Source organism: Photobacterium sp. (assembly GCF_057456235.1).
Genome location: NZ_JBVCPH010000009.1, coordinates 44,839 through 58,487 on the forward strand (window position 1 = coordinate 44,839; position 13,649 = coordinate 58,487).

At 44.8% G+C, this 13,649-nt stretch carries 12 protein-coding genes and 1 pseudogene; 4 read left to right on the forward strand and 9 right to left on the reverse strand.

The annotated features are described in order from the left end of the window. Positions 1-87: 87 nt before the first annotated feature. From nosZ to AC2204_RS11940, 3 genes are all read right to left on the reverse strand, one after another. Positions 88-1,992, reverse strand: a complete 1,905-nt coding sequence (gene nosZ / locus AC2204_RS11930) for a TAT-dependent nitrous-oxide reductase (protein ID WP_318925737.1) — start codon at positions 1,990-1,992, stop codon at positions 88-90. 120 nt (positions 1,993-2,112) lie between these two features. Beyond that, positions 2,113-4,245 (reverse strand): transcriptional regulator NosR, encoded by a 2,133-nt coding sequence (gene nosR, locus AC2204_RS11935; RefSeq protein ID WP_318925738.1) that lies wholly within the window; start codon positions 4,243-4,245, stop codon positions 2,113-2,115. Positions 4,246-4,517: 272 nt separating this feature from the next. After that, positions 4,518-4,943, reverse strand: coding sequence for a potassium channel family protein (locus tag AC2204_RS11940; protein WP_318925739.1), 426 nt, complete (start codon positions 4,941-4,943; stop codon positions 4,518-4,520). A gap of 223 nt (positions 4,944-5,166) precedes the next feature. On the opposite strand from AC2204_RS11940, the gene AC2204_RS11945 reads away from it, so the two are divergent. Further along, the gene (locus tag AC2204_RS11945; protein ID WP_318925740.1) at positions 5,167-6,048 is read left to right on the forward strand and encodes an AEC family transporter; all 882 of its coding nucleotides are present in this window, start codon (positions 5,167-5,169) and stop codon (positions 6,046-6,048) included. A 9-nt stretch (positions 6,049-6,057) separates the two neighbouring features. Here AC2204_RS11945 and AC2204_RS11950 read toward each other — a convergent pair whose 3' ends face one another. Beyond that, entirely contained in the window at positions 6,058-6,723 is a 666-nt protein-coding gene (locus AC2204_RS11950; RefSeq protein ID WP_318925742.1) for an SDR family NAD(P)-dependent oxidoreductase, read from the reverse strand. A gap of 123 nt (positions 6,724-6,846) precedes the next feature. Further along, positions 6,847-7,701, reverse strand: a complete 855-nt coding sequence (locus tag AC2204_RS11955; protein WP_318925744.1) for a Mut7-C RNAse domain-containing protein — start codon at positions 7,699-7,701, stop codon at positions 6,847-6,849. Positions 7,702-7,838: 137 nt separating this feature from the next. On the opposite strand from AC2204_RS11955, the gene AC2204_RS11960 reads away from it, so the two are divergent. Next, complete coding sequence (locus AC2204_RS11960; RefSeq protein WP_318925746.1) at positions 7,839-8,405, forward strand: hypothetical protein; 567 nt, start codon at positions 7,839-7,841, stop codon at positions 8,403-8,405. Positions 8,406-8,498: 93 nt separating this feature from the next. On the opposite strand, the gene AC2204_RS11965 is transcribed toward AC2204_RS11960, so the two are convergent. Then, a complete protein-coding gene (locus AC2204_RS11965) occupies positions 8,499-8,789 on the reverse strand; it encodes a YkgJ family cysteine cluster protein (RefSeq protein WP_318925747.1) in 291 nt (96 codons plus the stop codon). Between the two features lie 202 nt (positions 8,790-8,991). Here AC2204_RS11965 and AC2204_RS11970 point away from each other — a divergent pair, with 202 nt between their 5' ends. Further along, positions 8,992-10,260, forward strand: a complete 1,269-nt coding sequence (locus AC2204_RS11970) for an O-acetylhomoserine aminocarboxypropyltransferase/cysteine synthase family protein (RefSeq protein ID WP_318925749.1) — start codon at positions 8,992-8,994, stop codon at positions 10,258-10,260. Between the two features lie 673 nt (positions 10,261-10,933). Here AC2204_RS11970 and AC2204_RS11975 read toward each other — a convergent pair. Further along, positions 10,934-11,122, reverse strand: coding sequence for a hypothetical protein (locus AC2204_RS11975; RefSeq protein WP_318925751.1), 189 nt, complete (start codon positions 11,120-11,122; stop codon positions 10,934-10,936). A 232-nt stretch (positions 11,123-11,354) separates the two neighbouring features. Next, complete coding sequence (locus AC2204_RS11980) at positions 11,355-11,666, reverse strand: hypothetical protein (protein WP_318925752.1); 312 nt, start codon at positions 11,664-11,666, stop codon at positions 11,355-11,357. A 204-nt stretch (positions 11,667-11,870) separates the two neighbouring features. Here AC2204_RS11980 and AC2204_RS11985 point away from each other — a divergent pair. Continuing rightward, positions 11,871-12,854, forward strand: a pseudogene (locus tag AC2204_RS11985) (IS30 family transposase). Here AC2204_RS11985 and AC2204_RS11990 read toward each other — a convergent pair. Then, a complete protein-coding gene (locus AC2204_RS11990; RefSeq protein WP_318925754.1) occupies positions 12,847-13,176 on the reverse strand; it encodes a DUF5992 family protein in 330 nt (109 codons plus the stop codon). The pseudogene AC2204_RS11985 and the gene AC2204_RS11990 sit on opposite strands and share 8 nt — an antisense overlap. Positions 13,177-13,649 lie beyond the last annotated feature (473 nt).

Sequence of the window (13,649 nt, forward strand, 5' to 3'; positions counted from 1 at the left end):
AGACAAAATAGGGAAAGGGACAAAGTGCCAGACTGGCTGGCACTTTGTCGGTCAGGTTACCGACTCAGGCTATATCGAAGCAGAACATCAAGCCTCAACCAGCATACGACCCCGCATTTCCATGTGTAACGCATGACAGAACCAGTTACAGTAGTACCACTGAACCCCTGGCTTATTGGCAATAAAGGTAATGGATGATGTCTGCTGAGGACCAATTTCCATCTGCACGCCATGGTTGGTCATACAGAAACCGTGGGTAACATCTTCGACCATATCCAAGTTGGTAACGACCATGGTGACTTCATCGCCTAACTTCACTTTAAACTCAGTCATGCCGAAATTAGGTGCAACCGAGGTCATGTAAACACGCACCTTGTTGCCCTCACGGATCACTTTATTTTGGGTCATTACGTCGACACCGTCTTCTTTCGCCATTGCCAGTGTTTCGGCAAACATCGGATCATCACGTGTCCAGAGTTTCTGCGGCTTCACTTTGCTGCGGTGAACAATGATACAGTCATGGGGTTCTGCATAGGTTGGCCCATCATGGACCAGCTTCATTTCATCACCGGAAATATCAATCAGCTGATCATTTTCAGGGCGTAGCGGCCCGACTGGCAAGAAACGGTCTTTAGAGAACTTACAGAGAGAGACCAGCCATTTACCATCGGCATCACGGGTTTCCCCCTGAGAGGTATGGTTATGACCGGGTTGGTAATGCACATCCAGCTTCTGGCGGATGTAGTTGACCTTTTCGCCATTGTAGGCCTTGATGGCATCTTCTACGTTCCACTTCGCAATCTGGCTATCAAGGAACAACGTCGTATAGGCATTGCCTTTGTTATCAAAGGCGGTATGCAAAGGACCTAAACCCAGCTCAGGCTCTGCAACGATAGTGTCACGTGGCTTTATTTTATCGCTGAACAGATCGTCAAGCTTGTCGATTGCGATAACCGAAACGGTTGGCGATAGCTTACCATTAGCCACAAAATACTTACCGTCTGACGATGTATTCATCCCGTGAGGGGATTTTGGAACAGGGATATAACGAGTGAGTTCAGAACCTTTACGGCCATCAAGAACAGGAACATCATTACCATTGTACGTTTTGAATTCACCCGCTTTCAGCGCCGCTTCACAACGCGCAAGACTGAAAACAACGACGTGGTCTCGTTCAGCCGTGATCATTTCGCCCAGCGTCATCCCCATTTCAGAGTTATAGCAGGTTGAAGCGAAATATTTACCGTCGTAGTCGGCATCGGTATTATCCAGGTTGCCATCAACCATGACCTGAAATGCCACTTCCATCTTCTCGGCATCAATCACGTTAAACAACGAACGGTAGGTGCTGACATCTTCCAATGACGACTTGCCGTCATTGTTCATCGGAATTTCAAATTCCCCGTTACAGATCACATATTTGGTCTCAGGTACTTTTTGTACCCGTAATCCGTGGATAGCCTGGACATTCGGAATGGTGATCATTTTGTCGGTTTTCATGACATTACAACGAATACGAGCAACCCGGCTGTTGGCTTTGTCATTAATAAAAACATATTTACCGTTGTATCGGCCGTCCGTCATACTCATATGAGGGTGGTGTGAGTCTCCCACCAAAATATCTGCACTGTCACCTTTGACCCGCTTACTTTCGTTGGTCAGGCCCCATCCTGTTGCACTATCGGTATTAAACACAGGAATACGCATTAATTCACGCATCGATGGCAACCCCATGATGCGCACTTCGCCGGAATGACCACCACTCCAGAAACCATAATATTCATCTAAATCGCCCGGATGGACAAACGGGCTGTTACCCGCTTCTGCTGCCCGGGCTTGCGCCATTGAGGCAAACATTGCGGCTGACATCGGGGCGACTGCCGCGCCAATACCGATAGCGGCGGTTTTACCGAAAAATTTACGCCTTTCTACATTGGGTAATCCGTCTTCGTTATGTTGTTCTAACTGATCATTGTTCTTATTATCACTCATGGTTGGCTCTCCATACCGTTATTATTTACGCGACCACGATATTTATACTAGTAGGGTTATTTACAGAGACTGCTTTATATTTCCGCTTATTTTCCTTGTTATTCAGTAGTTACTCGGTACTTATTCAGTAATGACCACTGGAATTTCCAGCTCAGTATTCTTACGTTTCTTTCGCGCCAGTTTCTTCAGTGGCGGACATTTTTCTTCGTTGTAATAGGTAACTTGGCAGTCCAGACAGTAATGGCATTCACGCATGTTGATCACACCATCGGGCTGGATTGCCTGGATCTCACACTCTTTCGCACATGTCTTACAGGGTGAGCCGCAGTCAGGGCGACGTTTTAACCAACTAAATAAACGTGCGTTGCTGGTGACCGACAGTGCCGCGCCTAATGGACACAAGTAGCGACAGAAGGTTTTCCGGTTAAACAGATTCAGTACGATCAGGAAGACGGCCCAGGCAATAAACGGCCATTCACGATCAAACTTCAACAGGAAGGTGGTTTTAAACGGTTCGATTTCGGCAAACTGCTCAGCCATTGCTAACGAATCGAGAGAGATCCCGAACAAACCTAATAAGATGAGGTATTTGATTGCCCACAAACGTTCATGCACGGCATACGGCAATTCATATTGAGGCATTTTGAAATATCGGGCAACTTGATTGACCAGCTCTTGCAAGGCACCAAACGGGCACAGCCAGCCACAATAAACTGCACGTCCCCAGAGGATCATCGTAACCGCTGCTGCACACCACAAGATAAAAATAATCGGATCGAGCAAGAAAAGATCCCAGGAAAAGTCACTCATCAGGGCCTGTAAAAAGGTGAAGACATTCACCACCGATAACTGCCCGCCCCATGACCAGCCGATAAACACCACTGTCACTGCCAGGAAGCCATGACGCAAGTTGTGCATAAAGGTGGGGTGACGAACCAGTACATCCTGGAAAAACAGAATTAACAGCAAGACACCCAGTAAAACCAAGAGTATAACCACCTCAAGCTGGCGCTCTTTCCATACCTGCTGGGTCAAGGACAACTCCGGCTCGGGCACAATCGCCGGCGGCGTATCGACATATTTTTCCAACATATCGTAGCTGCCTTTGAAGCTGGTGAACAGACTATCGACCGGGCCAGTCTGGCGTCGCACCAACAGTTCTAACTGCCAGCTCGCTCCCGGATCGAATTCATGGTGCGCCTGAATCCGGAACACCGACATTTCTTTGAACTTCGGAGCCCCTTCAATATACAGATCCGTAATACGGTTGTGGTCGAGATCACGAAATGAAATTGCATTCTCATCTTGATGGATCTGGATACGATCGAAGATCCCGCCCCGCACATACCCCGATCCCTTAAACGAGTAGCCATTACCCAAAACAGCCACCAGGTGCTCACCCGGCTTCAGTGATTTCACTAGCCATTCATAGTCGGCATCGCCGAACAGATTTCGCCCGATAGTAGGTACATCCGCAAGCGCAAAATAGATTTCAGCAAACATATTCTGCTTTTCTTCAGCAGGCGCATTATCAATATACTCAGCCTCTGTGCCGACAAAGGCTTTATCGATTTTTTCATTGGTTAGGTAGAGTTTGCGTATCGAACCGTCACCCGTTAACTGGCGCCAGTCAGCTTTTGTAAATTCGTCTTGATGGATGGTCGATGGCGGCTGGATAACGGCTTGCGGCTTGTTAATAATTCCCAGTGACTGAGCCACTTTTTTTGCCGCTTTGGTTATTGCGACATTCATCACCATGACTGTCACGGTGGCACCTGACAGACCATCAACAGCAACATACCCCTGACTCTTGTTACCGCCAACTTTGATTCGGTCTTTCACCGATAGTCCGTTGTACTGATCAGCAAACGCCCACAGCTTCGGCTCCGGGATACCCGCCAGGATAATCGGTTCATGGTGCTCCAGTACTTTGGCGGTGAGGTAGTTTCCTTGTGGATCAATGGCGACCAGCATATTGACCGGTTCGCCCGAATAGGCGGGAATTTTAGCGATATCATTAGTTTCAAAGGCATAACCTATGATGTCCTGATCTTTATAAATGCTCCAGACGGGGAGCTCCCCCTGCTTATCGGCAATTTTTGTTGCGTCAGGAAATGTTTCTTTGATAAGAGGAATAGGATCCTTTGGCGGACTGACAAACAGCGCACTTGCCTGTGAGATCCCCCCGACAGACAGCGAAACAAACAAGCACACACGAAAAATCATCGCTCTGAAAATGCTGAATTTTTCCACCAATGAACTCCCAAGTAAGGCTTTTACCTAAGTTACCACACCTAATAGTACATATTAAATACATCTTTAGGCGTACTTATGATTGAGATCAATTAGTTTACATATTATTACATTTACTTAATTGAACCGTGATATATGTAACGGTAATGTTATTTGCCTTTGCTTTCATCAGCAGCCATTCTTTGTCTCACTTTTTCAGCCAACTAAAAAACTTTATCGAGATGGTGACACCCCAAACACTTGTACCGTTTCGCCCCCGTCACGTGTGTTATTTATTTCAAGTTCCAGTAACGTCGCATTTCAAGATAGAGAAAAGAAGCCGTCCAGGTGATCAATACCAAACCCGTTAATGATTCAACGCCGGTTAAATACCTCAGATCTCCGGATGGTTCTATATCACCAAAACCTAAGGTCGTGAATGTCGTGAATGAAAAATAGACACAATCCAATAAACTGCCATTGAAATTACCTTCTAAACTTCCCCACTCTTCAGAATGATGCATATAATAATACGCCCATGCAAAGACCCATACCTCAACCGTATGAGCGATCAAAGCACCGAAGACCCCAAAGACAATTCTGAACCGATGCAAAATCTTCATTTTTGGTATAAGTGTCGTAAGATGATACAAAAATTCGTAATGGATCATCACGGCAATCGCAACGACTGCACTATTAACTAAAGATACCGTTATCACATCAAACCTGCTTATGGTTAGATTCTGTCTCTTCCATTATATGCACTGAGTATTAGATAGGTTCAAAACGCTATCAAAAAGGGGCGGGGGCCGCATCCACTCATGGACCACCCTATATATTGATATTGATATTGATATTACTTTTTGTACGATAAACCGTTATGGTAAAACCTAAACCAGATATCCAATAGTCCTGAACCAATAACCGAGCAAGGAAGCTAAGGTGTTTGAGAAAGTCGTCAGTATTCTGTTCCCTGTTTTTGCGATTGTGCTCGTCGGCTATGTGATAAGCAAACGGCTGAAACCCGATTTTAAGCCGATCAACCGCATCAACATGGATGTGTTTGTGCCTGCACTTATCTTCTCGTCGTTAGTGACCATGAAGCTTGACACCTCACAGGTTTCCTTGCTGACCGCCGCTGTTTGTGCGGTGGTTTTGCCCGGGCTGTTGATGATCGCCCTATGTAAAGTCAATAAGATCACCTTTAAAGCCTGGGCGCCGCCGCAGATGTTTCGTAACAGTGGCAATCTCGCTATTCCACTGTTCAGCTATACCTTTGGTGAAACCGCCATGGCCTCAGCCGTGTTGCTGTTTGTGGTCTCGACTATCTTACATATCACCGTCGGCATGGCACTGTTAAGCAACAAAGAATCGCTGTCGATTAAGCAGCTCTTTAAAAACCCGTTGTTGCTGGCAACGCTGGCCGCTCTCTCATTTAACTTACTGGACATTCCGGTCTGGAAACCACTTTACGAGGCCACCCATTTGTTAGGCCAGGCTTCGATCCCGGTAATGTTACTGTCGTTAGGCTCGCAGATGATCAACCTGCGCCTGACAGGCTTACGCACCGGGTTAATGGCCACCTTGTTCAGCCTCGGCACAGGAGCTTTCAGTTTCGCCATGATTTATGTTTTCATTCCGTTGCCTCATCAACAGCTGCAAATGATGGTGCTGTTCACCATGCTACCGCCGGCAGTAATGAACTATCTGTTTTCTGAGCGATTTAATGTCGAGCCGACCAATGTGGCATCAATGGTGTTATTCGGTAATTTTTTCGCCATTATCACCCTGCCGGTTTTATTATGGGGGGCACTGGCAATTTGAATTTAACGGCTAAGAGCGATTGATTGTAATATCAGAAACATAACCGTGCTCGGCGCTGACCAGCGCATGTTTCAGCATTGCAGCCGCTTCCTCTGCGGTCATAAAACCGGAGGTATCAAGATCTTTGCCACTGGTTTGCCAGAAATCAGTCGCCATTCCACCGGGATACACCGCGATCAGCTTCATCGGGCTGCCTTTCAGCTCCAGACGAACAGATTCGATCAACCCCCGCACGGCCCATTTGGCAGCACAGTACGTTGACTCCCCGGCTTTGGCGACCTGCGCCGCCGTTGACATCACCACAACGACATTGACCTTGTCATGACGGTAGCGCTTCACCAACTCACGCAAAAATAAGATCGCCGATGTCACGTTGTTGTGGATCAGTTCGCCAATCAACTCAGGCTGCTGAGCTTCAATAGGACCAAAATAACCGCTGCCAGCGCAGTGGATCACGGTATCCGGTGCGTGCTCCAGCGAATCGAACAAAGCTGAAATAGCCTGCGGATCACACAGGTCAGCCGGTTTTATCTGAACTGCGCCAGAAATCGTTTTCGCCACCTGTGATAGACGTTGCTCACTGCGTCCGGTAAGTAACAGTGCTTGTCCCTCGTTACCATACAAATTTGCCAGCGCGGCACCCAAGCCACTACTGGCACCAGTAATTACAATCATACGTTCCCCTTCATGAAAAAGAATAAGTGCGGAAGTCCGCCTTCAATAGATGGTATTTTATCCCCGTTTGGTATTGTATTTAAATTGCATCTTAATATTCAAAAGCCCTTTCAATATGCAGAGTTAATTGACTTTTAATTGATCAATCCATTTGCATATGCGGTCATAATGGGACCCTCGCCAATAAATTTTTTCACACCCCTCGCACTCCATAAAGCCATCAGAAAATAGCAGGATATCATCAGGTATACGACCTTTGAGCCGCCAGCTTTCAACCGGGTGCAGTTGCTCATTGCAATTTGAGCAGCGGGTAAATGGTCTGAAACGGTTCTCCAGCTGTAAGCGGGTAATCACTTCCCTTAACTGTCTTTTAGGATCATCACTGCGGACCCAGTATCCGTGAGTGACCGCCCTGTATTTAAAAATACCCTTGTCACGGGTCAAAATAATGCGCTTCTCATCCAGAGACCGTTTAACAATTTCGCTGTCGCTGAAATCTTTACGGTACAAGGTATCAAATCCGAGTAACCGCAGCTTTATTGCTAATTTTCCCAAATTAACATCCACGACAAATTTTGTTTCCCGTGGTGGCGGTGAACGAAGGTGAACAAGAGGAATGATACTTACAGATTCAAATTCCGGATAAACAGAGACATACTCTCCGCCCTGCATCTGATACTCGAAACCCACCGACTCGCCATTGACCAATATCACATCGATTTCTGTGTGAGGCACCCCAATCGCTTCAATCGTGTCTTTAACTGATGGATTTCCTGAGAACGCATATGAAAACGTTCTTTTGCGCTGTTTTTGGAGTAAGAAATCATTGAGCTCTTGATAAAAACGAAAGCATGCACTGCGCATGATGGGAGCGTGTTGTTGAGCCTGTGGATCGATTATTTGCATTAGTATTTCTGTGCTGTGATAGACATCTTGAGAGTTATCAGTATTATCTCTCATCAAAATAGCCAACATCATCAGATTTAGCCAGTTCGCTTAAAAGTCGCTATTTAGCATAACAGTAGTGCAAATAATGAAAGTGGCTGACAGATTAGAATACAATTAAGAGACTACGCTTACTTACGTAGGCTCACTTTTGAAGAAGAGACTCGTCCGTGATAAGAGAAAACACATTTGCGCCATCCAATGTATGGACAAAGCCTTTCGTTTCAGAAGTCGCAGAAATTTTAAATTTGTTGCGTGAGTACGGTTACGACTCAGCGACCTTGGTAAAAATTACCGCAATACCAGAGCGTAAGTTCCGCGATTGGAGTGCAAGGTATAAAAAAGAGCCGTTTGAAATCTCGACGATCCCGTATGCTTGCTGGTGCTTCTTAGCGGCTTTAGTCGGCAGACCGAATATTCAGAATCAGGGTCGACCGTTACCGGCTGATATCCGTAAAATTCTGGGCACATTCAATGCCAGTGCTTTTCGCCCTGCCAATAAATTTGTGACGCCTTCCGCCGATCAACTGCGAGAAATTGTCGGTGACAATGCATTTACGGGATTAACAATCAGTGACTTATCAGCATCATTTGATTGGAACAGCACCCATTTCAACGATAATTTAGAAAAAAGTAACATTCCCTTTTTAAATTGGTGTCTTATTTTGATGCTGCTTGGTTTGGATGTTCAGAAAATGATCCTGACTGATCTCGACGGTGAACTAACGATAAATTAAGCGTTTACAGCTCTTTTGGAGAAAGGCGCGATGTGAAAAGCCAGGTTGATGATTTTTAACATTACTTAAATCATCAACCTCGTTGATTCTACTCTACAAGTTATCGTTTCGTTCGGCGATACACTCATATTCTCCCATCTCAAACTCTCGGCAAATCAGCGGTCGATTTTCGTAAATCGAACACATCAATGTATCGCGGTCTACGGCTGCGCACCAGCCATCATCAAGGCGAGCCATGACTCTTCCGCCCCACGCGTCTGTCTCAATATAGCGCTCAGGCACGCCGGTCTCAGTAATGAGCATAACTTCTAACCGGCAACAGCACGCCTTGCAGTTGGCACAGGTTATCTCAGCTTCAGGCAGGGTGGTAATTTCGATTGTCATAAATTACTACTGTAACGTCATTTTGTCGCTAGCATAGCGTAATCAGACCGTTTGTGCGCGATCTCATGATGAAGACGACGTTGACCGACCGCGGCCCCTTACGCCCCTCACCTGAGATCTGACCGGCAAAGCCATTGGCGCGAAGCTGGTTGTTCATGGTACAAAGAGACACTTGTTAGTCTACTTAATCAAGGAAGAAGAGATGAAAGACGAAACGTTATCAATCCATCACGGCTATCAAACCGATCCCACCACCAAATCGGTCGCCACCCCAATTTACCAGACCGTCGCGTATGAGTTTGATAGCGCGCAGCACGGCGCCGATTTATTTAACCTGGAAGTGCCGGGCAATATCTACACCCGTATCATGAACCCGACCAACGATGTACTCGAACAGCGCATGGCGGCACTGGAAGGCGGCATTGCCGGATTGGTAGTGAGTGCAGGCAGCGCGGCAATTAACTATGCCATACTGACGCTGGCTGAAGCCGGCGACAACATTGTTTCGACCCCGCAACTGTATGGCGGTACGTATACGCTGTTTGCCCATATGCTGCCAAAACAGGGCATTGAGGTTCGCTTTGCCAAAGACGATAAACCTGAAAGTCTGGCCGAGCTGATTGATGAAAACACCAAGGCAGTTTATTGCGAAACAATCGGGAACCCGGCGGGTAATATTGTTGATATCGAAACGATAGCCAATCTCGCCCATGCGCAGGGCGTACCTGTGGTGGTTGATAATACCGTGGCAACACCGGTGCTATGCAAGCCCATCGAGTTCGGCGCTGATATTGTGGTGCACTCGCTGACTAAATACGTCGGTGGCCATGGCACCACGCTGGGTGGTGTTGTGATCGATTCCGGTAAATTCCCCTGGGCGCAACATAAAGATCGCTTTCCGGTGTTTAACCAGCCAGAGCCGTCTTATCATGGCGTGGTTTATACCGAAGCCTTCGGTGATGCGGCGTTCATTGGTCGTTGCCGTACCGTACCATTGCGTAATACCGGCGCGGCGTTGTCGCCGATGAATGCGTTCTTATTGCTGCAAGGATTAGAAACTCTGTCTTTACGGATGGAAAGACACACAGAAAACGCGCTTAAAGTCGCAGAATACCTGCAACAGCACGACAAGGTAAGCTGGGTAAACTATGCCGGCCTGAAAGATTCAGTCCATTATGAACTCGCACAGAAATACATGGGCGGCAAGCCTTCTGCGATCCTTTCTTTTGGCCTGAAAGAGGGGTATGACGCGGGGGTTCGCTTCTATGATGCACTGCAACTGTTTAAACGCCTGGTGAACATTGGTGATGCGAAGTCACTGGCTTGCCATCCGGCCTCGACGACTCACCGTCAGATGAATTCGCAAGAGCAGCAAGAAGCCGGTGTCAGCCCTGAAATGATCCGCCTGTCTGTCGGTATCGAGCATATCGACGATATTCTGGCTGATCTTGAGCAAGCGTTAAACGCTTAATTGAACTTGGCTTAATCGGGTTTAGCTAAAATCGATTTGGAGGAGGTCTCTTGGCCTTCTTCCTATCACACCACCGAACAAGCGTTGGCGCATACAGAAAAATATAAGTGATGCTAGACTTCACCACATACTCCGAACAACCAACGATCAAGATACTTACCGAGTCCGATATATTGACTTTAAATCAATTCAAGCCTGATGTGACTTGGATATTATTAATTCGACATTGGCCACCATTATCATTGGTATAAACAGTAACTGTTTTTCCGGACAGTGATAACGCTAATGCACTCGAATATACTCGGTTTCTTTCTTCTGGTGAGCCCTGAAAGTATAACCACCCATATTGACCTCCATCACAGTTGTCGGGAGAAATATTCCCTGTCAACCTAATCGCAGGATCAGTCGCCGATGCAAGAAGCGATGTCATTTTTCCTGTCACCCAGCTTGGACCTGCAAAAGATCCCCCTGAGAACAACAGACAACAAATAATTAAACTTACTCTTTTAATATCCAACTTGCATATCTCCAATTAATAAATTTAAAACCTATAATAAGGAACATACTTAATAAAACATCATGAATCATTAAAACAAACAATCACCTCCCTAACCTAAAGTTAATAATACGTTAGAACCAAATTACTTCCGGCAATTATTAAATTATTGTCAGATTAAAAGTTTATCCATTCTATTCTTCTACCTGCAGCTGTAATAACACCATAATTTACAACCACTCTTAGCTTTCTACCCGCGGTATAAGCTGTTAATGCCATCGATAAAACCCCTTGGTATGCTTCATCATTATTTCCAAGATACGCAAACGTAAAACCTTCACATTGTGGTTTCTTTCCTTCCCCCATAATTATTAGCAGCTTATTGCCATGAAAACTTCCGTCACTACGGTCACCTTGTACATATAAATTCTTGACTGAGAGTGACCGCAATCATTCGTTCCAGCAAAAGAAGTTGAAGCAAATAAAGTGAGTAATAAAGTCACAAATATTTTATTTTTAATTTTTACCCATAATTAAATAACACCATGCGAATACGATGCTTATTATCACGACAGCCTAAATTATCACCATAAATACGTTACTGAATATGAATCCCGCTGGCAAGACATGTACCACTAGAACGAATCGTATAATCAATCCGTATAACTTTGAAGCCTGCTGTTTTGGCAGTTAATACTTGTGAAAATTGAGCTTTACCGCTTTCTGTCGAAAGATCCATATACATAATCCCCCACTTACACTGTGAAATCCCCTCATTAGTATAAAAACCAGCTGATGTTGTTCCTTCTGAAAAAACTCTTTTAACCGTTTTAGGCGTAGTAATTTGCTCAGCCGCTAAAGGTGCAGAAAACAAAAATACAATAGGAAGCATAACTTTCATATTTAACATTTATAACTCTCTAGATATTGTTGGTGAAAAAACTTAGATTCAATCACTTCATTGCTTGAATTGACAAAAAGTTGAATGAAGCTGAAAAATTGACTAATAAATCAATTGATCTTGGATTCAAATAGTAAGTGCCACACCCACAGAAAGAAAAACAGTGAGTTGTGACTATCATTACTTTTTACTCCCACCAAGAAGTGAAAAACTATGAACTATCAACAACTCACTGAGAATGAAAGGTATATGCTCTCTGCGCTCAGAAAGCAAGGCTTGAACACACCTGAAATAGCAATTACACTGGCCGTGACAAAAGCACCATCTATCGCGAAGTACAAAAAAATCCAGGGCAAACCGGCAAAGTACCTATTACCACAGCCTGCTCTCGCCCACTCCAGGGCTGTGACCCGACGAAGTCGTTCAAGGCTCAACAAGCAATTTAGCGCCTTAAGCTTTGTCCTCGTTGACGCACTACTTCCACTTGAATGGAACCCGGAGCAAACTTTTGAATATATAAATTAAAAACAAATACCTACGATTTATCATGAAACCATTTATCAGTATACCTGGACCGATAAACTTCAGGGCGGACACCTGTGGAAGAAACTTAGGCAATCATCGAAAATACGCCGAAAATGCTATAAGTCAAAAGACAGCCGAGGACGCCTTACCGCTAAACGTAATATCTCAGCGCGCCCTGAACAAGCCAATTTGAGACTAGAAGTTGGGCACTGGGAAATTGATACTGTCCACTGTCTCGTCACGCTCGTTGAACGCCTGTCAGGCTATACTCTTATTGGTCAACTTGATGACAGAACAACTCAACCTCTCAATAGACGGGTGATTAAGTTAATAAAGAAAGCTGAACTGCCTTTCAAAACAATTTCGGCTGACAATGGCACTGAATTTTATCAGTACCAACATATTGAAAGAGCAACTAACTGATTGTTTTACTTTGCTAATCCATACCATTCGTGGGAACGAGATATTAATAAAAACACCAGTGGATGAATACGCCAACACCTAATAAAAGGCACCTCAATGGCTTCCTTAATACAGGCTAAATGTAATGCCATTGCCAAGAAATTAAATACTCCTCCAAGAAAGCGATTAGGCTTTAAAACACCAGAGGAATTATTTTTATTATTATCGCTAAATGTTGCACTTCAAACTGATATCAAGATTTCTATTTAGACACACCAATAAAGGTTACACCATCACACGAGTCACTTAAGTAATTATGTAGTCTAACTTTTTTTCCTGATGCTAGCGCCGTTGCAGCCATACTGAACGCAAATTTATATCCTTCAGGGTTATTTCCAAAATTCGCTTCCTTGAAGCGAACCCATTTACCAGCACACGGTCCGCTAGAGCTTGTACTCATAAACACAGCAAAAAGCCTTTCATTACCAATGAGGTTAACGAGTTCATCAATTTCTCCTCTAGCAACTTCTCCTGCATAACTAGTAGAGGAAAGTAATAATCCAATTACTAAAAACATAACTCTAAGCTTCATTTATTTCTCCAAATTTATATCGTCTACAATAAAGTGTGCCACGTTGAACCAACCATACAAAAATAAGGTTCAGTTCTTGCCTTTTGTCACTATTTGACTCACTTGGGAATAGTGAAGAGAAAAATAGTCACCTATTTCTTTTAGTGTGTAACCACCGCTTTCAAAGGCCGCTACTATTGCGTCATTTCTGTTAGCTGTTATTTGCTTATATTCTTCTAATGGTAAAGGTTTTGGTCACCTTCTCTAGAAAAAATGGCCTAAGTGAAACTTAGACCATCATTAGCAAAAGACAAGACCTGACCCCGTTGACTTGGTTCGAGACGAAGCTAGGCCAGAATCAATGACTCTGCCCCTCTTGATTAATGGTTCCTGAAGGGCACCGCCTGCTTGAAATACCTGTAAAGAGGCAGAAACAGCAATATTTACAGGCTATAACATCAAACCAGCTGAATATGAGGTAGTCGCAGGATTAA